We start from the raw sequence: 21775 nt of genomic DNA, 5'->3' as shown, positions 1-21775 counted from the left end.
CTTAGCCCTCCACCACTTCGAGGCCCATCGAGACGGCCGAGCCCTCGATGATCTTGGTCGCCGCGTCGAGATCGTTCGCGTTCAGATCCTTCATCTTGGTCTCGGCGATCGCGCGGAGGTCCGAGCGCTTGATCTTGCCCGCGGACACCTTGCCCGGCTCCTTGGAGCCCGACTTCAGCTTCGCGGCCTTCTTGATGAGGAAGGAAGCGGGCGGAGTCTTCGTTTCGAACGAGAAGGACCGGTCCGCGTACACGGTGATGACGGTCGGGATCGGCATGCCCTTTTCAACATCGCCGGTGGCGGCGTTGAAGGCCTTGCAGAATTCCATGATGTTGACGCCGCGCTGGCCCAGCGCAGGACCGATCGGCGGCGACGGATTTGCGGCGCCCGCAGGCACCTGGAGCTTGATGAAGCCCGTTATCTTCTTAGCCATGTCTACTCACTCTATAGTTCGGGCCAAAGCGGTGCCGCGGCCCGGTTTCAAGTTTAGCGGTCCAGACGGCCCTTCTTTTTGAGAAGAACCTCCCGCACTTTTCCGACTGCTTTGAGTTGGAAGCGGCGGCCTCTAGCGGAATTGGCCGGAGATTGGAAGTCTAAGATGGTCAGTAGCAGGTTGCGAGCGGACAAAGCCCAAAGCGGATCTTTGTTCGGTTGGCTTGCAGGACCAGCCCGCCTCTCAAGCGGCTAGTGCATCTTCAATCGCAGGTATGATGTGCTCGAGCCCATAGGCCCGCAGACATGCGCGAGCTGTTGCAGTGTAGGCGGCCTCTGGCCCTGCGACTCTAACCAGCTTTTCATACAGCCGATTGGCACGCCGCTCATCTTGGAGCGTGCATTCGTCATATGACGCGGGGCAAGCCTGTAGGTACTCTTCTATCAGGTCCGACACCTCTCGCCACTTCCTCTTTCTCGCCGCAATAAGCCTAGGGCTATCAAGGAAAAGATAGTGGACGGTCGTTTCAACCCGTTTGCAGAAGATCGCATTCCGAGGGTCTGCAGGAATAGGCACACCTTCTTCGTCAAACGTCATTAGCTTAGGATCGTTCTTGTTGGCAGGGTCGAGAAGTAGCACGCGCTCGCCCTTCGTATCCCTCGCGTCCCATGTCGCACGCACCGAGCCTGGGGCTAATGGAAAATAATCCCACTTGCCGCGAGTCACTCCGTCCCCATCCCTGTGCGGCGAATTAGGATAGCTCCCAGCGATACGGAAGTTCTTCCAGTCGAATGCCAGCCACATATAGCCATCGTATGCCGTCTTGTCGGCGTCTAACGCCTGAAGCTTCGGGCGGAAATGATCAACGTGCCAATCCGATACGGCATCGGGAGCTTCCGAGTACCAGCACTTGTCGTGCGACATAGCGAGCAGTTCTCGTTTGATATCGCTCCAAACCGACCGCTGTGCATTGATGAACGCGCGGCGCTCTTCCAACGTCGCACATGCCTCTAAGGCGGCTTGCAACTCGCCAACCTTGTTGAGCCAATCTGCGGGAATACGAGCCGCGTCTTGAAAGACATAAATCATGGACGGGACTCCTTTCCGGCCACAATCTTTGAGAGGAGGAACTTCGCGACTTGATTACGCCGGGCGAGCTGGTCCGGCGACAACGACCCCCGTCGGTCATGCTTCAATTCATTCAGCGCCCGCAGGAACAATTCGTACTCCGGCTCCCGGTCTTCGATTACAAAGCCGAGGGCCCTCAGTTTTGCACTGAGTTCGACGAGGCGTTCGTTCTCTCGCTCGGTTCTAGCCTCGATCCTTAGCAGACTGTTGCGTTCTTCGAGATCAGCCTGTGTAGCGGGATCGAGGGTCGTTGGGAGCCCGAAAATTTGTGTCAGAATGCTGGTGAAACCTAAACCCCTCGGATCAAGTTCTGGAGGCTGAATCACTACGGAGCCGTCGTCTTTTCTTGATAGAACCTGGACTTGCGAAGCTTTGAGGCTGCCGATGGTGAGCGGGTCGTGAGTGGTTAGAATGATATGGCTTTCGCCTTGGGTGGCCACCTCATTGACTAATTGCAGGTAGTCCCACTTCCAGTTTGGATTAAGATGTGTGTCGGGCTCATCGAGAAGGAAGAGACTTTCTTCCTGACGTGTAAAGCGCATCAGGCCTAGCACGCTAAGGAGCTGCTTTTCACCGTCACTGATTTCGTGGAAGGGGATTTCGCCCTCGACGTTATCCTTTTCAACCCAAATACGGACCTCACGAATCAAGTCGGAAATATCCAACGTCTCAAGAAGGGCAAAGAATGTTCGCTCATCTTCGAAAACACTGGCGATCTTATTGAGATCGGTTAGGTCCTTGATGAAGATGTATATCTGCTCCTCGTTAACTGGTTTGGCTCGATAGTCGTCCTGTTCCCGAGAGCGGTCCGCGATCGGCGCGAGGGCATGTTCCCATAACTTGTCGAGTAGAGAGCGCACGAGCCCTGACGATTCCCAGAACGTCTGGACATCAGTCTTCTTTTTGCCTTTAGCGCCCTGTCGCTCGGCCCACCTTGGCTTTCGAAGCACTATCAACGCGCTGTCAAATCCAACGATGTCCATGTTTTTGCGAAGGAAAGTGCGGGCGGTCTCCGACCCAAAGGCAAAATAGCTTAATAGGGCGAGCTGCCCGTAGGACGGGCGACAATAAAAGAGTCTGCGAAGATCCAGGTTGTGAATATCTTGGGGCGAAGAGCCCGGCGATATCACCTTTTTATAATAGCGCAGCTGATGGCGATCGAATAGCTGCTCTAAACGGCGGCTCGTTCCGGAATAGTAACCAAAAACGTTTGCAGGAAGGTAAGACGAACGGGCCTGGTTGAATGCTGTGCGTGACACAACCTTGCCATCAACGGTAATATTAGCGCGACCGCTTTCAATTGCGTTTTCGACTTCAATTCGGTGACCGTGGCAGTTGTAAGCAATCGAATAGGAAAATTCTGTTGTATCGCCGAGGTCTAAGTCGCGAAAGATTGTTACCAGAGCTTCGATGACGTTTGACTTTCCCGTCCCGTTCTCACCCACTAGAACGGTGGAAAGCTCGCCTTCATCGAAGTTTATCTGTACCTCCTTAAGGTTCTTGAATGCCGTGATTTTGAGCCAATCAAGCCGCATTGAGTACCGCCAGTTCGCCCGGTGTCCTGCCCACCCTGACCGTCCCTGATTGGATTTCAGTTCTAAGCTGCTTATAGAACTCGTCTATCGTTAACCCGCTTTTGCGCCATAGGTCCTTCGCGGAGCTTGAGCCGCCCAAGTCCGTCAGCGTGAGTTGGAGGTGGTTCACTGACACGTCAGCTCTTCGCTTCCCATCCATAATTTCCTCTCTTTTCGTAGCTCCACGTTCCGCCGAAACCTTTCGCGATTTCATCGACCACAGTGCGGAATCGCGACGGCTTCTTATCTCCTTCAGCAGTTCTGCGGCTGTTCGCTTGGCCGGAGCTGGCGCTACGATTCCACCATCAAAGGCCTTTGCGAGTACCGATTTATGAAGCACGGCGAGCGCCTCTAACGCGTTCTGCGCAACCTTGCGCACAGCTTCGATCGCACCGAACTCACGATCAATGGCATCCACAACTGAGCGGTAATCATCTCCTTTGGGCAGCGGAACAGGCAATGCTCGGAGAATGCCGCCGCTGATCTTCGGCATGTTTCCGGAAGTGCCTGTGGCGTGATTGCGAATATATGCTCTAGCTGCCGGGCTGTTGATGTAGCGCCAGATATATCGCCGACGGTCTGGATCGGCGATCCGGATCCGCATCATCAAGTCAGGATAGATGTACGTATTAGCCGGCCCATCAAAGATTGCCGCAGAACCCAGATGCTCAAGAGCATTAGCTCTTTGAACCAGCAAGTCCCCGGGTTGCAGCCAGTATCTCGAATCTGCCGATGGCTGTTCGTAAATGCGCTTTACGGCAGCTTCATCCAGACGGAGTTGGCCAGACGTCGTTGCGGTCAAACGGAGAGTAAGAGCTCCAGTGGCATCTGGTCCGGTCGCTGGTGACCAGCCATTGGATGGACCTTCATCTATCAGCGCCTCCAGGCGGACAAACCTTCGTTCATGGTCCGGATGGTCCGCTTCCGGTGTGAACGCACGGTTGAGAACTGCAACCCAGTATTGGCCAGCGAGCGTCAAAGCGGACTTGAGGCTTTCAATAGCTACCCCGATCTTCGCCTCAGCAGTCTGCAGTGCAGTCGCTATCCGAAGTTGCTCCTCGTGCGGCGGCAACCGAATGAGTGTCTTGGAGAGCACCGCCTTAGTGACGTGCCGGAGGCCGACACCACCGTGTGCTTGATCAATAAGCTCATCAAGCGTCTGGTTTATAGCAAAGGCAAGGTATGTAGAGTCGATCAGGGAGCGATCAAAATCGACCCGGAAAATATGCTGGTTTAGGACCGCATCCTCTCCTTTCCAGATATGGGCACCGAATGAGGTGCCGGGTGTCCCCGACCATGCGAACAAAAGATCCCCGTTGGAGACTGCGTGCTTCGGGTCGATCTCTCCGTCGAAATAGTTGAAAGTGGCCTCAGCACGATTGAGGTTCTGGATCCGAATGATCGGCTTTCCCTCCTCGGCCCACTCGGAGGGCTTGAACGCGCGACCATTTACGAGTTCACATATCTCGCCGAGAGGCGCTTCGACCCAATGCTTGGGTAGAATGCTCATGCAGTATGCGCCTCTTGCGGTGCTAGGTCCTCTGCCAACCGGTCAACGTGGTCGAGAGCCTCGGTAAGGAGCCGCCGTATTTCGGCAGCCAGCTCATCCGGTTCCATGGGGGGAGGCAGGAGGTCCGTATTCCCAAGCCAGGCGATGTCTAGATTGTCGTCTCGGCTCGCGATGTGATCACGGGAGAACACGCGAAACCGACCGCGCTCACCGAGATCTATACGTGGCGACCTCCCGCAAGGATCAGGCCCAAAACACTGCTCAAATTCGGCAAAGTGCGAGCTTGCTAGAGGCTGCTTCTTTCCAAAGCCGGGCATGTTTGAGCGCATATCGAAATACCAGACGGCTTTCGTGTTGCCTTTCTCCTCAGTGCCTCGGGTGAAGAACAAAACATTTGTCATTACCCCTTGAGCGTAAAAGATCCGCGTCGGGAGCCGGACGATCGTGTGCAGGTCACACTTGTCCATGAGGTCGTGGCGGACTCGCTTTCCAACCCCCTCCTCGAACAGAACGTTATCAGGCAGAACCACTGCCGCACGCCCTCCTGGCTTGAGGCCAAGATAAATGTGCTGGAGAAAGGCGAGTTGCTTATTCGCAGTTGGAAAAGGGAGATCTCGGCGTTGTTTTCTTGCGCTGCTGGCTCTCGCTCCAAAGGGCGGATTCGCAAGAACGACGTCTGGTCTTGCAAGCTGGTACACGTCAGACGTAAGCGCATCGCCGAGAATGAGCCTTAAGTCCATCTGATGGAGAAACGCATTCATCAAGCAGATGCGATAGGTACCTTTTTCTATCTCCATGCCTTCAAAAAAAGCTGCTTTGTTCTCTGATGTGCGGCTCGTCCGCCGGACATAGTCGCTAGCAGCGACGAGGAACCCACCACTGCCAGCAGCAGGATCCTGGATCAGTTCACCAGCTGTCGGCTTAATCAGCCGTATTATCGTTTCAATGAGCGGGCGCGGAGTGAAGTACTGACCAGCCCCCGATCGTGCATCTTGAGAGTTCTTCGCAATCAAACCTTCGTAGATGTCTCCCATTGAGCCCATTGAAATGGAAGCCCAGTCTAAACGGTCAATACCATTGATTACCGCACGAAGGTTCTCGCTGTGTGAGAAGACAGTCGTTGGAAACGCATAGATCCTGCGAACACGTTCGTCTTCAGCATGACCGCCCAGGTAGGTAAGGACATCACGATAATGGGTGAGTAGGTCACCGCCCTTATAGCGCGCGATATCGCCCCAACGATATCCTGCTGGAATTAGCTCTTCTATCTTATTCTCAGCGGCAATTTTAAGAAACAGTAGATAGGTAAGTTCCGAAATATACTCGTGATAACTAACTCCGTCACCACGTAGTATGTGGCAAAGATTCCAAATACGTTGAACTATATTGTCCTGAAATCCCACGTAAACCCCCGAGGTCGTAGGGCAGCAACACGACCAATTTAGCGAATGTCTTTTTTAGCCAAGGGCCGCCAGTCTTCAAACTCATTTTCGGTGGCAGTGCGGGAAGCCACCCCAGTGAAATTGGACAAATGCACGAGACTCGCTCTCGCGCGTTCTGGGCCGGCGTGCGGATGAATGTTGGATACAAATAGGATTTCGCCTGCTTCAAGATGAGGATGGCGAGTCCTTTCGCGCACGCTCACTATCTTCAATTTAGGCGCGGCAAAGCCGCGCCGGGACGTCGAACGGGTTCAGCCCGCCTGAGGAACGGCCTGCCCCGCCGGCCGGTCTGCGCCGACTGCGTTCGCTGCTCGCGATTGCTGCGCACTCGCAGCGCTGCTCTCGCGCGGCTTGACTGATGCCTCTCCCCTTCACCCACGCTCAGGTTCATGAGAATGGCCGCTTCCTCGAGGTGCTTGGGCAGACCGGGAATGCGCGGCTCGCTGCTCGGGAGGTAAAGCGGGCGCATTCTACCATGCATGAGCGGCGGACGAAGGACGCCGCGTTCGCTCAGCGCTGGGACGCGGCGGTGGCGGCGGCGCATGCCCGGTTTCATCTTGGCGGCGGGAGGCGAGGCCCAGAGGCCGAGCCGGGGCCGGAGCGGAAGGGGAAGAAGGCGCTTCGACAAGCTCAGGGTGAGCGGGTGCAGACTGCCCTCGGCAGTCCGCAGCCATGCCGGGGGCATGGCGACCCGTTCCTGGACCGGCGGGGGCTTCGCACCAAAGGTGGCGAAGCGGTGGTGGTGCGGACGCGATCGGGGAAGCTGCAGCTTCGGCCGGCGCATCGGGGGAAGCTCACCAAAACATGCGAGCAGTTGTTCCTCCGGGCGCTCGCGGCAAGCGCCAATGTGCGGCTATCGGCGGCGGCAGCGGGGGCTTCGGCGCGGGCTTTCTACCGGCGGCGGGCGGAGAGCCCAGTCTTTGCGCGCGAAATGCGGCTGGCGCTCGAAACCGGTTACGACCGGCTGCAGATGATGATGATCGAACAGGCCGCCGAAGACGAGGATGAGGCCTTTCCCAGCCAGAACGGATGGCGCGCGCATGCCGGCGAGGATGCGATGCCGCGCATGACCGCGGGGCAGGCGCTGCAGCTCCTTTACCTGCACCGGAAGAGCATCGTGATGGGATCGGCGCCGGCGGTCCCGCGGCGGCGGAGCGAGCCGAGGGAGGTGTTCCTGGAGCGGATGCGGATCAGGTGGACCGCGGACCGGAACAGGGCAGCGGAAGACCGTGCGGCGGAGGCTCGGGCGGCGGCGCGAGCGGCGCGTTACGAGGAGACGGGGAGCTGGCGGATGGCGGACGAGGCGGAGCCGCCGAAGCTGCCGCCGCTGGAGCTGGTGACGGGGTGGTCGCGGGCGAGGGGGGAGGCGCCGCACGATGCGGACGTGGCGCTGTTTGGGGGATGGCGGATTCGAGAGATGAGGAAGAAGATGGAGGGGGACGCGGGAGTTAATCCCGCGTCGTCGGTCGGGTCGGCTTAGCCGCCCGCCGTCCGGCAAAAGCCGACTCCTACATTAGCTTGCACTGCGCTGCGCTTAGGCTGCGCTAATGCAGGGCGGCTATTTGCTGAGCTCTACCTGATCGAATTCCAACTCCACGGGAGTCGCACGACCAAAAATCGAGACGCCGACCTTCACGCGGCCGCGGTCGAAGTCGAGTTCCTCGACGATGCCGTTGAAGCTTGCGAACGGCCCTTCGAGCACCTTCACATTGTCGCCGATCTCGTAATCGACGCTGACCTTCTGCTTCGGCGCGGCGGCGGCGGCTTCGTCCTTGGTGTTGAGGATGCGCGCGGCCTCAGCCTCGCTGATCGGCTGCGGCTTACCCGACGAGCCGAGGAAGCCCGTGACCTTCGGCGTGTTCTTGACGAGGTGGTAGACGTCGTCGTTCATCGCGAGCTTCGCAAGCACGTAGCCGGGGAAGAACTTCTTGTCGGACGTGACCTTCTTGCCGCGGCGGACCTCGGTCACCTTCTCGGTCGGGACCTCGACCGCCTCGACCAGCTGTTCGAGGCCCATGCGCTGCGCCTCCGACATGATGGAGTCGCGGACCTTGTTCTCGAAGCCCGAATAAGCGTGGATGATGTACCAGCGGGACATGGGTCTACCTTGATCTGACGCGGTTAGGAGAGAAGGCCGAGAAGCGCCTGGACGATCGCGCTGAACGCGGAATCGACGCCGAAGAAGAAGATGCCGAGAAGCGTGGTCATGATGACGACCATCACGCCCGTCATCACCGTTTCCTTCCGCGTCGGCCAGACGACCTTGGCGGTTTCGGCGCGCACCTGCCGGAAGAATTCACCCGGATTGACCTTGGCCACGGCTCTTATTCCTTACGAGACTTGCGGACAGCCGCCCGGGACCGGATGGCCGGTCAGCCGAGCATTTGCCGATGTAATGCGAAGGGCGCGAGATAGCGAGAGGCGGGGCGGAAGGCAAGGGTAATGGCGGGGTTTCGGCTCTTGCCTTCCCCACGCCACGCGGCTACCTGCCGCTCCGGCCTAGGAGTGTAGCTCAGCTGGTAGAGCATCGGTCTCCAAAACCGAGGGCCGTGGGTTCGAGTCCCTCCACTCCTGCCATTTTCCTTAATAGTAGACGCCGTTGGCCGTCACGGGAATGAATCCCGTGACGTCAGTCCTGTCGCTCTGCGCAGGCTGGCCGGCCGACGCGCTCTCTTCGCGCTGCTCCGGCGGCTGCGTTGCAGCCGGCGTCGCTACGCTCGGGCGCTAGGCTGCGATGTCGTAGGGCTGGATCTCGCCGGAGAGGTAGAGGTTTCTCGCCTTCGCACGGCTCAGTTTGCCGGAACTGGTGCGCGGAAGGGTGCGCGGCGGGACCAGTTCGATGACGCAGTTCATGCCGGTGATCGAGCGGACGCGTTCGCGGATTTCGTTGCGGAGGCGGCTGCGTTCGGCATCGTCCGAGGTGCGGCACTGGACGAGGACGGCGGGGGTCTCTTCGCCGGTCGGGCCGGTGATCGAGAAGGCCGCGATGTCGCCGGCCTTGAAGCCCGGAAGCTGCTCCACGGCCCACTCGATATCCTGCGGCCAGTGGTTCTTGCCGTTGATGATGATCATGTCCTTGGCGCGGCCGACGATGTAGATGTAGCCGTTCGACAGATAACCCATGTCGCCGGTGTCGAGCCATCCGTTCACCAGACAGGCGTCGGTCGCCTCCGGATCGCGGAAGTAGCTGTGCATGACGGAGGGGCCGCGGCACCAGACCTTGCCGATGGCGCGGTCGGGGAGATCGTTACCCTGATCGTCCCGAACGGCGATCTCCATGTCGCGCACGGCCTTGCCGCAATTGACGATGGCGCGGTAGCGCTTCGGCTTCGACGGATCGGCGGTCGCGCCGGAGAGGAGGGATTCCTCGACCAGTTCGACCTCGATGCCTTCGCCCGGCGGCATGATCGAGACGGCGAGCGTCGCTTCCGCAAGGCCGTAGCTCGGCAGGAAGCTCCGCGCGTTGAAGCCGGCATCCGCGAATGCGTCGACGAACGACTGCATGACGTCGGGACGGATCATGTCGGCGCCGTTGCCGGCGACGCGCCAACGGGAGAGGTCGAAGCGCTCTGAAACGTGCGTCTGGCTCGACACGCGGCGGGCGCAAATGTCGTAGCCGAAGGTCGGCGAATAGCTGAGCGTGGTCCCTTCGTTGCGGCTGATAAGATCGAGCCAGGCGAGCGGGCGGCGGGCGAAATCCTCGGTCTTGAGGTAATCGGTTGAGACCTGGTTCGCGACGGGCGACAGGAAGCAGCCGACCAGGCCCATGTCGTGATACCAGGGAAGCCAGGAGATGCAGCGATCGGTGTCGGTCACCTGCATGCCGTGCGCGTGCGCGGCGAGATTGTTGAGGAGCGCGCGGTGCGTGACTGCGACGCCGTGCGGGAAGCGGGTCGAGCCGCTGGAATATTGGAGATAGGCGACGTCGTCGGGGCTCGCCACCGGCAGCGGCGCCTCCGGCGCGGCGCGTTCGGCGAAGCTTTCCCAGTCGAGGCCTTCGCAGCCGGCAATCTTCGCCGCTTCGCCGGCCATCGAGGCAAGCTCGGCCGGGTAGAAGAGCATCTTCGGATCGGAGCTTTTCAGCTGAACCGTAAGCTGGTCGATATAGCTATCCCGGCCGCCGAAGGAGGTTGGCAAGGGAAGCGGCACCGGCCAGGCGCCCGCGTAGACGACGCCGAAGAAGAGAGCGGCGAATTCGGCGCCTGTTTCGGCGACGAGAGCGATGCGATCGCCGGGCGTCACGCCATAGGCGATGAGGCGGTAGGCGGTGAGGAGCGCGTCCTCGCGCAACTCCCGGTAGCTGTATGGGCGGGTGAGGACGCCGCGCGGATCGTGGAAGTTTAGACCGCGCTTGCCTTTCGCCGCATAATCCAGCGCCTCGCCGAGCGTCTCAAATTCCGAATAGAGCCGCGGAAGATCGTCGGCGGTGGGGGTGGGGGCAATCGTGCCGGCAGCCCCATTTACGGGCGCCATGCGCTTGCCTTCAGCTTGTTGCTGCACCTTGGCTATTTCCTCAAAAAGCTCGAAGCATCCCGCGCTTCTTGCACATTTCAGCTCCCTATGTGGGGCTCGACGCGTTCATATTCGGGCTCGACTGTGGCACAAACATGGCCGTGCAACAGGACCGTCATAAAAAGCCGAGGCCGCCGCTCGACGGCGAAGCGCTGGAGCGGCTCGCGCTTTTCTATGCCGGGCGCTATGCGACGACACGGGCGAAGCTTGCCTCATACCTCAAGCGGAAGCTGAAGGAGCGGGGCTGGGAGGGGAGCGGATCGCCGCCCGTCGAGCGGCTGGTCGAGCGCTTTTCCGAGCTCGGCTATGTGAACGATCGCGCCTTTGCCGTTGCGAAGGCGGGATCGCTGCAGCGCCGTGGGTATGGCGGGCGGCGGGTGGATCAGGCCCTGTTTGCCGCGGGCATCGGCGAGGAGGACGCGGTAGAGGCGCGGGAGCAGACGGAGGCGGGCGCATGGGAGGCGGCGCTTCGCTTCGCCGAGCGGAAGCGGATCGGGCCGTTCGCGGCCGGGGAGCTGGACCGGAATGCGCGGCAGAAGGCCTTCGCGGCCATGGTCCGCGCCGGGCATTCGATGGAAACGGCGCGGAAACTCGTCAATGCGCGGGCCGGCGAGGTGCCAGATCGGGACGGCTAGCAAAAAAGATTCAGCTACTGTTCACATTTCCGGCCAAGGCGTGATACTCCTCCCCGAAGTAACAGTCAGGTGCGCGTTGTATGAGTCCGCGTGGGGAGATGCTGGCAGGGCAGGCCGAAGCTCCTGATTATCAGGAAGATAGGTCTGCGCGCGCCGAAGACGAGGCGCTGATCAAGGTCAGCGGCCGGATGAAATGGTTCGACGCCACGCGCGGTTTCGGCTTTCTCGTCAGCGACGACATCAAGGGGGACGTGCTCGTCCACTTCAGCGTGCTGAAGGAACATGACCGGCGAAGCCTTCCAGAAGGCGCGCTGGTCGAATGCCTCGTCGCCGACCAGGAACGCGGCCTTCAGGCGAAGAAGGTGCTTTCGATCGACCTCAGCGAAGCGGTGCTTCCCGATCCGGTCCAGCACAGCCCGCGCATGGGCGAGCGGGTCGATCCGACGGCGCTGCTGGACGATGCCGGCGCGTTCGAGCCGGTGCGGGTCAAATGGTTCAATCGTCTCAAAGGCTACGGCTTCATCAACCGCGAGGGCGACGAGGACGAGGACATTTTCGTCCATATGGAAACGGTGCGCCGCGGCGGCCTGGCCGATCTTTTGCCCGATCAGCCGCTTAGCGCCCGCATCGCCATGGGCCGGAAGGGTCCGCTTGCCGTAGAGGTTGCCCCGAGATGATGAAAAAGCTGTTTTTGTCGGCGGCGGCCCTGTCGCTGCTCGTGGGCTGCCGGGCGGAGCCGCAGACCAACGCGCCGCAGCAGGCGCGGATTTCCACCCAGACGGGGCTTCCGGTGGTGCCGCTGCAAGTGCAAAGGGGCAGCGGCGTGCACCGCTTCACCGTCGAAGTCGCGGCGACCGAGGAGCAGCAGGCGACCGGCCTGATGTTCGTCGAGCGGCTTGACCCCGACAAGGGCATGGTCTTCCCCTTCACGCCGCCGCGTCCGGCGAGCTTCTGGATGAAAAACACGCTGATCCCGCTCGACATGATCTTCGTCCGGCCGGATTGCTCGATCGCTCGGGTGGCGGTGAATACCGTTCCCCATTCGCTGGCGCCGGTCGGGGTGGAAGAGAACCTTGCTGCGGTGCTGGAAATTGCCGGCGGGCGTTCGGTGGAGCTGGGCATCGCCGAGGGCGACTGCGTGAGCTGGCCGGGAGGGCCGGCGGCAAGGCGCTGAAGATTAGCGCATCACCCCTGTGTCTGAATTATGCTCTCGCTGCTCCTCGGCCTGTCGAGAAGGTTCATGTCGTAATCGACATCCGCCTTTAGAACTTTGCAGTAGAAGGTGTTCTATCGGAACCGATCATACCGATCGATATGAGGTGAGAACATCTTGAGCGTCACCGGACCTAGCCTTTGGGACCTGCATCTCCAAGGCCGTAATGAAGAAGCTCTTGCGGGCTATCTCAAGGAGTTCGAACGTACCGGTCACCTCTCCAGCCTACGCAACCGGGCGGGGATTTTCATCGAACTCGGCGCCTTCGCCGAGGCGCTTGAAGAATGTCAGAGACTTCGCTCGTTGGAAGATCCGAATAGTCGAGGCGACGCCGACGCTGTGCGAGAGGGGATTTGCCATTGGTGGCTCGACCAGCCCGGCCTAGCGGTTGAGTGTTTTCGATATGGCCTCAGTGCCGGATATACCAACACCGCCTCCGTCATGGCGCCGTCGGTGCTGCTTTACGCCGGTCTAAGGCTAAATGACGGTGCGGTATGTAGCGAAGCCAAGCGGGTTCTGCGAAGCCTTTCGCGTCCAAAAAGCATCGGATACCCCCGCTTAATTGCCCCGCTGTTGCTCGGACGGGCGACCAAGTTGGAAATCGTGCGGCTTGTTGAGCGGCATACAAACCCCAAATTGCTCGGACGGGCGAGATGCCAATCGGACTTCTATTTATCCATTGACGCGCTTCAGCGGGGAAACATGGCCGGGTTCGAGGATCATTGCCGACGCTGCGCCGGAAGTCCGCATAGCCGTTTGGAGCAGGAGGAGGCCTCTCTCGCTCGTTGGGAAATCGATCGGGGCTTCCCCGCTACGCCTTTTCCGTAGGAGATATGCTTTAGCGTTCTCCTAACTAAAAGAGGCACGTGTGGTAGGTGGCGCCCGTGCCGTTTCTCACGCAGGATCAGCTCTCTTCGTCCAGCAACATTGTACTCGCCCTCTGCTTGCCACAGGTTCAGCGGCGGTTTATCGCGCGCGAATTAGCCTCGCGTGTTTGTTTTGGGGGCCTCTCATCGAAAATCGTCTGCTCGAACCGAGCCGCATTCCAGCCACCCCTCTCGTCGAACGGCTCCGCAGCGGAGCCGGGCGCCGTGCGCTTGGGGTCGGTCTTGCGCTACTCATTGAGGGACTGTTGCTGCTCGTGCTGCTTACGCTCGGCGTGGCAGAGCCGCCTCAGGACAGCTCGCAGCGCATCACGGTCGTTAACGTCAACGCGGACAATGCTTCCGAGGATACGCCTGCTCCGGCAAGCGCTGAGCGCGAACAGCAGAGCGCAGAGCGGCCGGTCCCTCAAGAATCTGCGCCTGAGGAGCCGGTGCCGCCTCAGCCAATCGTGCCGAAGACGCCTCCACCCCTACCCGCCATCATGCCCGCGCCGCTCCCTCTGCCAGTGCCCACACAACCTGCCACACCTTCCATGCGACCCGTCCAGCCCGCGCCTGCGAAAAGGGCTGCGTACGGACCGCCGGACAGAGGCGGCTCCTCGGCCTCCCGCGACACCGAGCGGGTGGGGACGGCGCCGAATGGCGAGCCGCTTTATGCGGCGGCATGGTATCGGGAGCCGCGGGAGGATGAGCTTAGCGGCTATATGTCGACGGCGAGCGGGCCGGGTTGGGGGCTGATCGCCTGCCGCACCGCGCCCAATTACCGGGTCGAGGATTGCGTGGCGCTCAGCGAATATCCGTACGGAGCGCAGATCAACCGTGCGGTGCTGGCGGCGGCGTGGCAGTTCAAGGTGCGGCCGCCGCAGAAGGGCGGAAAGTCGCTGGTCGGCAGTTGGGTTCGGATCAGGATCGACTACGGGATCAAGCGGCGGTAGCAGCCGCACGGCAGCGAGTTGCGGGCGCCCGCATGTGGGGCGCCCGCAAAAGGCTCAGGACCGGCGGCCCTCCATCAGGTCCTTGAAGCGCTGGAGATCCTCGCGTGCCTGGGTCTGCGGTTCGCGGTGGAACAGCTTGGCGACGAGGCGGCCGGCCGCGCCCGCGGGGGGATCGTAGCTGATCGTGGTCCGGACGTTTGTGGCTTGGCCGTTCGACGTTTCAATGAATTCGACGCGGCCGCGGTTGGGGACGCTCGCATCTTCTTCCGACCGCCACGCGATCACGCGGCCGGGCACGTCTTCGGTGATGAAGCTGTCGAATTCGACGCTGGTCCCGGCCGGGGCCTTGATGACCCAGTGCGAGCGCTTCTCGTCGAGCTTCTCGACCGATTTGATATTGTCCATGAACTGCGGGAAGTTCGTGAAGTCGCGCCAGAAGTCGTAGAGTTCCCGGGCTGGGCGGTTGATAATGATGCTCTCCTCGGCGACCGCCGTTTCGGACTTGCTGCGTGAGCTGCTGCGGCCGGAAAGCATGAAGGGGAGGGCGGCGCCGAGGACGGCGCCGGCAACGGCCGCGCCGACTACGGTCGCGCGATTGGGGCTGCTGCTCCGTTCGGTCACCACCAGGTCCCGGCGTTCGGCGGAGCTATATTCCTCGCTGGCGAAGGCGCTGCGCTGGGAGGCTCCCGGCGTATAGGTCGAAGAGGTCGAGCGGCCCCGCGCCTCCGTCGGGTAATAGGTCGTCGTGGTGTCGTTCGATGCGCTGGTCGTTCCTGCGCCCTCGGGCAACGTTCGCTGGTCCTGTGTCACGTTGAATTCTCCTCTTTCCTTTGCTGAGCAGCCGCATCCGAACCTGCGGCTCGAATGGTCAACCGCAGGCACGGGCGCTCGTTCCGCGACCGTGCCTGGTCTGCGGTGATCGGTGGCGGCGCGGAGCCGCTGCGAGTGGGCGGGATGCATCTGCTCATCGACGCTTGCTGCCGCGCCCCTTCAGGGCTAGTCGGACGGCCATGGGCTTCTTCAAGAATCTGTTCACCTGGTGGGAAGGCGCGAGCACCGGGACGCGGCTTACCATGTGGCGCGGCTGGTCGAAGGTCGGCACCGACATGCACGGGAACACCTATTACCAGTCGCGGAAGGGCGACCGGCGCTGGGTGATGTATAACGGCCCCAACGATACGAGCCGCATCCCGCCCGAATGGTACGCCTGGATGCACAAGCAGATCGAGGACGTGCCGGACAAGGCGCTTCCGCCCGCGCCCAAGTTCCTGAGGGAGCCGACGCCGAACCTTACCGGTACGGAGCAGGCCTATCGGCCCTCCGGGTCGCTGGAAAAGGGCGGGCAGCGGCAGGCGGCCAGCGGCGATTATGAAGCCTGGACGCCGCAGTAAGCCGATGCGCCTCGCACTCCTCGCAGCCATCGCCGCCACCGCGCTTGCCGGCTGCGACCAGCGCCCGGACCCGCAGCCGAAGGCGAAGCAGGGGGCGGTGGAGGCGGAGCCCGACACCGTCGACATTCCGCAGGAAGTGGAAAGCCTCGCCCCCGGCACCACGCCCATGGCGCAGCGCGTGGCGGTGCTCGGCCTCCTCAACAAGAGGAACGGCATCGCACAGGACCTGACGCTGCGTCCGGGCCAGGCGGTACGTGTGGGGGGTGTGATCGTGCGCCTGCGGGCATGCGAGACGACGGCGCCGTGGGAGGCGCAGCAGCTGACCGGCGCGTTCGTGCAGCTCGACGTGCGCAACATTGAGGGGCAGTTCCAGCGCGCCTTTTCAGGTTGGCTCTACAAGGAAAGCCCGTCGCTCAACGTGATCGAGCATCCGGTCTATGACGTCTGGCCCAAAAGCTGCGCGATGACGCATCCTGAGGCCGGCGCATCGACCGTTCGGGAAGGATCGGAGTCCAATAGCCGGTCCAAGGCGCCGAACTCCGCGCCGCGATCCGCGCCCCGGCCCTCGACTGCAGTGCCGTCCGGCGAGCCGGCGGCGAGGGCGGAGCCAAGCAACACCATATAATCCGGCTGATCGACTTCGACGGCCCCAAGGCTGCGAAGATGATCGGTCATGAACTGGCAGTCGAGCAGGCGGTAGCCGCCGACCCTGAGCCGGGCGACGAGCCAGGAAAGCGCCACCTTCGACGCGTCCTTTTCGGCCGAGAACATGCTTTCGCCGAAGAAGGCGGCGCCCAGATTGACGCCGTAGAGGCCGCCGACCAGCTCCCCGTCCCGCCAGCACTCGACTGAGTGGGCATGTCCTTCCTTATGGAGAAGGTTGTAGCTCGCCTCGATTTCCGGGTTTATCCAGGTCTCCTCGCGGTCGGCGCAGCGACGGACGACCTCCGCGAAGGCGCGGTCTCGCGTGACGGTGAAGCGGCCGGAACGGATCGTCTTTCGGAGCGAATGGGAAAGGCGAAATTCGTCCAGGGGGATGATTGCCCGGCGACGGGGCTCGACCCAGAAAATCTCGTTCGCATCGCGGCTGTCTGCCATCGGGAACACCCCGATGGAATAAGCGCGAAGCAGCAGGTCGGGATCGAGCACCATGGGCATGAGCAAATTGATGCGAGGCGCCGAAGTGGTCAACCGCCCCGTTAACGCTAAAGTATCTCCCGCACCATGTCCTGCGGGCGGCAGAGGCGAACCCCTTTTTCGGTTTCGACGATGGGCCGTTCGATGAGGATGGGGTTCTCCATCATCGCGTCCAGGATGGCATTGTCGCTGACATGGCCGTCGACGAGGTCGAGGTCCTTGGCGAGCTGCTCCTTGGCGCGGAGGCCCTGGCGGGGCGAGATGCCGGCGCGGTCGTAGAGCCGCTTCAGCTCTTCCTTCGACGGCGGCGTCTTCAGATATTCGACCACCGTCACGTCCGCCCCCTCTTCCTTCAAAATATCGAGCGTTTTCCGCGAGGTGCCGCAATTGGGATTGTGGTAGATCGTGGCGCGCATCGGTTCATCTCCTGGCTAGCGGCGGCCAATTATCATGAGACCTCATCCCGCCAAAGAGGGCTTATGCCGATCCAAATATTTGCCGCAGCCGCATTGGGCTTCGCCGTGCTGGCGGCGGGGCAGGCGGAGACGCAGGGGCAGGCTGAAACCCGGCACCGCTGCGAGGCTGCGAAGTGGGCTGACCTGGGCTTGGCGCCGCATGAATTCGCCTATCAGCGGGCGGTGCAGTCCGACAGTTTGTGGCTGAAGAAGCATCTGCTCGCCCGCTATCCGGACCGGGTCGCGGCCATTTATCATGAGCCGATCGACGGCAACCGGATGCGGCTCCGCATGGTGGTGCGAATGAAGGGCCACGACCCGCTCCCGCCCATGAAGCTGAAGGACCGCGCCGCGCGCGTCCCGGTGGTGGTGCAATATGGCGCGCCGCACAGCCTGGAGGACGTGCATGCGATCCGGCGGCGAGTGGATCACACGCTGACTGCGTCCTTGCTGCCGACGCTGAATGGAACGGCATATAGCGAATATGATCGCGCGATGCGGCTGGACGTCTATGCGGCGGACGAAGGCATGAAGGTGGCGGCGCTTGCGAAATGCGAAGAGCTGGAGAAGCTCTACGGCATGCCCGTGAAGATGGAGTTTCATGCCGGCCGGATCACGCTGATGGAGAGCGGTCCGACACCGGCCAACAAGCCGTCGGAGCGTTGACGTTCGGCTTCGATGTCGCATTTTTGGAGTGGCATAGGAGACGAAGTCGTGGCCGAACCCCGCATCGAGCATGTCAATCTTTCGGTGAGCGATCCCGAACGCACGGCTCGCCTGATGGAGCAGCTATTCGGCTGGCAGATCCGCTGGCAGGGCCCCGCGCGCGACGGTGGGCGTACGATCCATGTCGGCTCGGCGGATCATTATCTTGCCCTCTATACAGGGCCGGGCTTCGCCGCTGAGGCCTGCGCCATGGGGCGGCCCCTCAACCACGTCGGCGTTGTCGTGGACGATTTAGAGGCGGTGGAAGCGCGGGTGGCGGAAGCAGGCCTCGCTCCGTTCAACCACGCCGATTATGAGCCGGGACGCCGCTTCTACTTCCTCGACCACGATGGCATCGAGTATGAGGTGGTCAGCTACGCGCCCGCGGCGGTTTTGGAAGACGGTCTCCGCTAAGTCGAAGGCGGGTTAGCTGTCCTCGCGCGCCAACCACTCCTCCAACCATTTGATCGTATATTCGCCCTCGTTGAATTCGGGGTCGCGGACGAGTTTCTGATGGAGGGGGATGGTGGTCTTCATGCCGTCCACCACGAACTCCTCGAGGGCTCGGCGGAGGCGCATGATGCAGCGTTCGCGGGTGGTGCCGTAGACGATCAGCTTGGCGATCATGCTGTCGTAATAAGGCGGCACCTTGTAGCCGGCGTAGAGGCCTGAATCGACGCGGACGTGCATACCGCCGGGAGCGACGTAATTCTTCACGAGGCCGGGCGAGGGGGCGAAGGTTTTCGGGTCCTCGGCGTTGATCCGGCATTCGATCGCGTGGCCGCGGAAGTTGATCTGGTGCTGCTCGCAGGAAAGGCCCTCGCCGGCGGCGACGCGGATCTGCTCGCGGACGAGATCGATACCGGTGATCATCTCGGTCACCGGGTGCTCGACCTGCAGCCGCGTGTTCATCTCGATGAAGTAGAATTCGCCATTCTCGTAGAGGAACTCGATCGTGCCGGCGCCGCGATAGCCCATGTCGGCCATCGCCTTGGCAACGATGCCGCCCATGCGGTCGCGCTCTTCCTGCGTGATGACGGGGGAGGGCGCCTCTTCGAGCACCTTCTGGTGGCGGCGCTGGAGCGAGCAGTCGCGTTCGCCGAGGTGCACGGCATTGCCGTTGCCGTCGCCGAACACCTGGAATTCGATGTGGCGCGGATCGCCGAGATATTTTTCGATATAGACGGTGGCGTCGCCGAACGCGGCCTTTGCCTCGGAGCCCGCCTGCATCATCTGCGCTTCGAGTTGGTCTTCCGAATGGACGACCTTCATGCCGCGTCCGCCGCCGCCGGAAGCCGCCTTGATGATGACGGGATAACCCGCCTCGGCCGCGATCTTCCTCGCTTCCTCAACCTCCTCGACCGGACCGTCCGAGCCCGGGACGAGCGGCAGGCCGAGCTTCGCGGCCGTGCGCTTAGCCTCGATCTTGTCGCCCATCGTCCGGATATGCTCGGGCTTGGGGCCGATCCAGATGATGTTGTGGAGTTCGACGATCTCGGCGAACTGCGCGTTTTCGGAGAGGAAGCCGTAGCCGGGATGAATCGCGTCCGCGTGGCTGATCTCGGCGGCCGAGATGATGTTGGGGATGTTGAGGTAGGATTCGCCCGCAGGCGGCGGGCCGATGCAGATCGCTTCGTCGGCGAGGCGGACGTGCATCGCGTCCGCGTCCGCAGTGGAATGGACCGCAACCGTCTTGATTCCCATTTCATGGCAGGCGCGGTGGATACGGAGCGCGATTTCGCCGCGATTGGCGATAAGGACCTTGTTGATCGCCATTATTCGATGATGACCAGCGGCTGATCGAATTCGACCGGCTGCGCATTTTCGACCAGCACCTGTTTGACGGTGCCGCCCTTGGGCGCGGTGATCGGGTTCATGACCTTCATCGCTTCGACGATGAGAAGCGTGTCGCCGGCATTCACCGTCGCGCCCGGAGAGACGAACGGCGGTGCGCCCGGCTCGCCGGATAGATAGACGGTGCCGACCATCGGCGACTTGACTGCGCCGGGGTGGGTCGCTGGATTGGCAGGAGCCGCTTCCGCTGCCGGGGCAGGTGCTGCTGCAGGGGCCGGAGCGGCCGCAGGCGCAGCGACCGGCGCGGGCGCATAGCTGCCGGCAAGCTTCCGCTTCACCACGATGCGGCGTTCGCCGTCCTGAACCTCGATTTCGCTAAGATCGGCTTCGCCCAGCATTTCGGCGAGCTGGCGCACCAGATCGGTATCGACCTGCATGGCGCTTTCGGCACCTTGTTTCTCGGCCATATTATCCCTCTGTTTGTTGCCGGGCCTCTGTCAGAGACGGGCCGCCGCGTCCAGAGCAAGCTGATAGCCCAGCGCTCCGAAGCCGGTGATGGTTCCTCTCGCGACCGGCGCGATGAAGCTCCGGTGGCGGAAGCGCTCCCGCGCGTGCGGATTGGAAAGATGAAGCTCGATGACCGGGACGGTAATCGCCTTCACCGCATCGTGAAGGGCAACGGACGTATGCGTATAGGCGCCCGCATTCAGGATTATTGCCTTCGCACCTTCCGCCTGCGCCTCGTGCAGCCAGTCGATCAGATGCCCTTCATGATTGGATTGGCGGATGTCGACCTCGACCTTCAGCTCCCGAGCCCTGTCTTCAAGCGCGCTCGCAATGTCGTCGAGCGTGTCGGAGCCGTAGATTTCCGGCTCCCGCGTGCCGAGGAGGTTGAGGTTAGGTCCGTTGAGGACGTAGATCGCCGGTAGCGCCGCCATGGAAGCTTCCTATATGGCGGACTGAGCAATCACGCAAAGGCACGGCTTTCCCATGCACGATGACGGCACCGCTTCGATCACGGTCAATGGCGAGCATCGGCGCGTCCGCGAAGGCATAACCATCGCCGAGCTGGCGCAGGAGCTGGGACTCGATCCGGCGCGCGTGGCGGTCGAGAGGAACCTCGAGATCGTGCCGCGCTCGACGCATGGCGAAGTGCGGATCGAGGATGGCGACGACATCGAAATCGTGACCTTCGTGGGCGGGGGCTGAGGCAATCAAGGTGAGCATGAAAGAAGATACCTGGACCGTCGCAGGGCGGACCTTCACCTCGCGGCTGATCGTCGGCACGGGGAAGTATAAGGATTTCGCGCAGAACGCGGCGGCCGTGGAAGCGTCGGGTGCCGAGATCGTCACGGTCGCCGTGCGGCGGGTAAACATATCCGACCGGAACCAGCCTCTGCTGATGGACTATATCGACCCGAAGAAGATCACCTATCTTCCGAACACCGCCGGCTGCTTCACGGCGGAGGAGGCGATCCGGACCTTGCGGCTTGCGCGGGAGGCGGGCGGCTGGACGTTGGTGAAGCTGGAAGTGCTGGGCGAGGCCAAGACGCTTTACCCCGACATGATCGAGACCCTGCGCGCGACCGAGATCCTCGCCAAGGAAGGCTTCGAGCCGATGGTCTATTGCGCCGACGATCCCATCGCCGCGAAGAAGCTGGAGGATGCGGGCGCGGTCGCGATCATGCCGCTTGGCGCGCCGATCGGGTCGGGCCTTGGCCTTCAGAATGAAGTGATGATCCGCATCATGGTCGAGCAGGCGAAGGTGCCGGTGCTGGTGGATGCAGGCGTCGGCACGGCGTCAGATGCTGCAGTGGCGATGGAGCTCGGCTGCGACGGTGTCCTGATGAACACCGCAATCGCCGAGGCGAAGGACCCAGTGCTGATGGCGCGAGCAATGAAGCTCGCGGTCGAGAGTGGGCGCATGGCCTACCGCGCAGGCCGTATGGGCAAACGCCGCTACGCCGATCCGTCGAGCCCGCTCGCGGGGCTCATCTAGCCGCTTTACCTTTTCACCCGCCCGGTCC

General features: G+C 61.8%; 23 protein-coding genes, 1 tRNA gene and 2 pseudogenes. 12 read left to right on the top strand and 14 right to left on the bottom strand.

The window, feature by feature from the left end:
* Window position 1 precedes the first annotated feature (1 nt).
* From rplK to VGD10_RS12490, 5 genes are all read right to left on the bottom strand, one after another.
* Window positions 2–433, bottom strand: coding sequence for a 50S ribosomal protein L11 (rplK, locus tag VGD10_RS12510; RefSeq protein WP_331041147.1), 432 nt, complete (start codon window positions 431–433; stop codon window positions 2–4).
* Window positions 434–676: 243 nt separating this feature from the next.
* On the bottom strand, window positions 677–1522 hold the full coding sequence (locus VGD10_RS12505) for a hypothetical protein (protein ID WP_331041146.1): 846 nt from the start codon (window positions 1520–1522) through the stop codon (window positions 677–679).
* The gene (locus VGD10_RS12500; protein WP_331041145.1) at window positions 1519–3096 is read right to left on the bottom strand and encodes an AAA family ATPase; all 1578 of its coding nucleotides are present in this window, start codon (window positions 3094–3096) and stop codon (window positions 1519–1521) included. Before VGD10_RS12500 ends, VGD10_RS12505 begins: the two co-directional genes overlap by 4 nt.
* Complete coding sequence (locus VGD10_RS12495) at window positions 3086–4645, bottom strand: restriction endonuclease subunit S (protein ID WP_331041144.1); 1560 nt, start codon at window positions 4643–4645, stop codon at window positions 3086–3088. Before VGD10_RS12495 ends, VGD10_RS12500 begins: the two co-directional genes overlap by 11 nt.
* Window positions 4642–6048, bottom strand: coding sequence for an N-6 DNA methylase (locus VGD10_RS12490; RefSeq protein WP_331041143.1), 1407 nt, complete (start codon window positions 6046–6048; stop codon window positions 4642–4644). Before VGD10_RS12490 ends, VGD10_RS12495 begins: the two co-directional genes overlap by 4 nt.
* 397 nt (window positions 6049–6445) lie before the next feature.
* On the opposite strand from VGD10_RS12490, the gene VGD10_RS12485 reads away from it, so the two are divergent.
* Window positions 6446–7567 (top strand): hypothetical protein, encoded by a 1122-nt coding sequence (locus VGD10_RS12485; RefSeq protein WP_331041142.1) that lies wholly within the window; start codon window positions 6446–6448, stop codon window positions 7565–7567.
* 78 nt (window positions 7568–7645) lie between these two features.
* Here VGD10_RS12485 and nusG read toward each other — a convergent pair whose 3' ends face one another.
* Entirely contained in the window at window positions 7646–8185 is a 540-nt protein-coding gene (gene nusG / locus VGD10_RS12480; protein ID WP_331041141.1) for a transcription termination/antitermination protein NusG, read from the bottom strand.
* 23 nt (window positions 8186–8208) lie between these two features.
* Entirely contained in the window at window positions 8209–8406 is a 198-nt protein-coding gene (secE, locus tag VGD10_RS12475) for a preprotein translocase subunit SecE (RefSeq protein WP_331041140.1), read from the bottom strand.
* 182 nt (window positions 8407–8588) lie between these two features.
* Here secE and VGD10_RS12470 point away from each other — a divergent pair.
* Window positions 8589–8664: transfer RNA gene (locus VGD10_RS12470), tRNA-Trp, on the top strand.
* Between the two features lie 147 nt (window positions 8665–8811).
* On the opposite strand, the gene VGD10_RS12465 is transcribed toward VGD10_RS12470, so the two are convergent.
* On the bottom strand, window positions 8812–10560 hold the full coding sequence (locus VGD10_RS12465) for a fatty acyl-AMP ligase (RefSeq protein WP_331041139.1): 1749 nt from the start codon (window positions 10558–10560) through the stop codon (window positions 8812–8814).
* Between the two features lie 134 nt (window positions 10561–10694).
* On the opposite strand from VGD10_RS12465, the gene VGD10_RS12460 reads away from it, so the two are divergent.
* The 5 genes from VGD10_RS12460 (at window position 10695) to VGD10_RS12440 (ending at window position 14266) form a co-directional block, all read left to right on the top strand.
* A complete protein-coding gene (locus VGD10_RS12460; RefSeq protein WP_331041138.1) occupies window positions 10695–11234 on the top strand; it encodes a regulatory protein RecX in 540 nt (179 codons plus the stop codon).
* Between the two features lie 188 nt (window positions 11235–11422).
* Window positions 11423–11911 carry a cold-shock protein gene (locus VGD10_RS12455; RefSeq protein WP_331041155.1) on the top strand — a complete coding sequence of 163 codons (489 nt, stop codon included), beginning with the start codon at window positions 11423–11425 and terminating at the stop codon, window positions 11909–11911.
* Window positions 11911–12408, top strand: coding sequence for a DUF192 domain-containing protein (locus VGD10_RS12450; RefSeq protein ID WP_331041137.1), 498 nt, complete (start codon window positions 11911–11913; stop codon window positions 12406–12408). Before VGD10_RS12455 ends, VGD10_RS12450 begins: the two co-directional genes overlap by 1 nt.
* A gap of 156 nt (window positions 12409–12564) precedes the next feature.
* Complete coding sequence (locus VGD10_RS12445) at window positions 12565–13275, top strand: hypothetical protein (RefSeq protein ID WP_331041136.1); 711 nt, start codon at window positions 12565–12567, stop codon at window positions 13273–13275.
* 166 nt (window positions 13276–13441) lie between these two features.
* Window positions 13442–14266, top strand: coding sequence for a hypothetical protein (locus VGD10_RS12440; protein WP_331041135.1), 825 nt, complete (start codon window positions 13442–13444; stop codon window positions 14264–14266).
* A 54-nt stretch (window positions 14267–14320) separates the two neighbouring features.
* Here VGD10_RS12440 and VGD10_RS12435 read toward each other — a convergent pair whose 3' ends face one another.
* Entirely contained in the window at window positions 14321–15076 is a 756-nt protein-coding gene (locus VGD10_RS12435) for an SRPBCC family protein (protein WP_331041134.1), read from the bottom strand.
* A 200-nt stretch (window positions 15077–15276) separates the two neighbouring features.
* Here VGD10_RS12435 and VGD10_RS12430 point away from each other — a divergent pair, with 200 nt between their 5' ends.
* Both VGD10_RS12430 and VGD10_RS12425 read left to right on the top strand, forming a co-directional pair.
* Window positions 15277–15657 carry an NADH:ubiquinone oxidoreductase subunit NDUFA12 gene (locus VGD10_RS12430; RefSeq protein WP_331041133.1) on the top strand — a complete coding sequence of 127 codons (381 nt, stop codon included), beginning with the start codon at window positions 15277–15279 and terminating at the stop codon, window positions 15655–15657.
* A pseudogene (locus VGD10_RS12425) lies at window positions 15635–16057 on the top strand (DUF2155 domain-containing protein); the annotation flags it as partial. The gene VGD10_RS12430 and the pseudogene VGD10_RS12425, both read left to right, overlap by 23 nt.
* Before the next feature lie 35 nt (window positions 16058–16092).
* On the opposite strand, the gene aat reads toward VGD10_RS12425, so the two are convergent.
* Complete coding sequence (gene aat / locus VGD10_RS12420; protein WP_331041154.1) at window positions 16093–16809, bottom strand: leucyl/phenylalanyl-tRNA--protein transferase; 717 nt, start codon at window positions 16807–16809, stop codon at window positions 16093–16095.
* Window positions 16810–16862: 53 nt separating this feature from the next.
* A complete protein-coding gene (gene arsC, locus VGD10_RS12415) occupies window positions 16863–17210 on the bottom strand; it encodes an arsenate reductase (glutaredoxin) (RefSeq protein WP_331041132.1) in 348 nt (115 codons plus the stop codon).
* A gap of 63 nt (window positions 17211–17273) precedes the next feature.
* Between arsC and VGD10_RS12410 the strand changes: the two genes are divergently transcribed.
* On the top strand, window positions 17274–17915 hold the full coding sequence (locus VGD10_RS12410) for a hypothetical protein (RefSeq protein WP_331041131.1): 642 nt from the start codon (window positions 17274–17276) through the stop codon (window positions 17913–17915).
* A 48-nt stretch (window positions 17916–17963) separates the two neighbouring features.
* A complete protein-coding gene (locus VGD10_RS12405) occupies window positions 17964–18368 on the top strand; it encodes a VOC family protein (RefSeq protein WP_331041130.1) in 405 nt (134 codons plus the stop codon).
* 12 nt (window positions 18369–18380) lie between these two features.
* On the opposite strand, the gene accC is transcribed toward VGD10_RS12405, so the two are convergent.
* Genes accC through aroQ form a run of 3 tightly spaced genes read right to left on the bottom strand, consistent with a single transcriptional unit; the run spans window position 18381 to window position 20686 of the window.
* Window positions 18381–19730: an acetyl-CoA carboxylase biotin carboxylase subunit gene (accC, locus tag VGD10_RS12400; protein ID WP_331041129.1), complete on the bottom strand. Its 1350-nt coding sequence runs from the start codon at window positions 19728–19730 to the stop codon at window positions 18381–18383.
* Window positions 19730–20215 carry an acetyl-CoA carboxylase biotin carboxyl carrier protein gene (gene accB, locus VGD10_RS12395; RefSeq protein ID WP_331041128.1) on the bottom strand — a complete coding sequence of 162 codons (486 nt, stop codon included), beginning with the start codon at window positions 20213–20215 and terminating at the stop codon, window positions 19730–19732. The genes accC and accB overlap by 1 nt, the downstream gene beginning before the upstream one ends.
* Window positions 20216–20245: 30 nt before the next feature.
* Window positions 20246–20686, bottom strand: a complete 441-nt coding sequence (gene aroQ, locus VGD10_RS12390; protein ID WP_331041127.1) for a type II 3-dehydroquinate dehydratase — start codon at window positions 20684–20686, stop codon at window positions 20246–20248.
* Window positions 20687–20738: 52 nt separating this feature from the next.
* Here aroQ and thiS point away from each other — a divergent pair.
* A pseudogene (thiS, locus tag VGD10_RS12385) lies at window positions 20739–21747 on the top strand (sulfur carrier protein ThiS).
* The last annotated feature ends 28 nt before the right edge of the window (window positions 21748–21775 follow it).

It is taken from the genome of Allosphingosinicella sp. (assembly GCF_036402135.1).
Taxonomy (GTDB): Bacteria; Pseudomonadota; Alphaproteobacteria; order Sphingomonadales; family Sphingomonadaceae; genus Allosphingosinicella.
The sequence above is the reverse complement of the archived record's forward strand: the minus strand, read 5'-3'. Positions and strand labels throughout refer to the sequence as shown.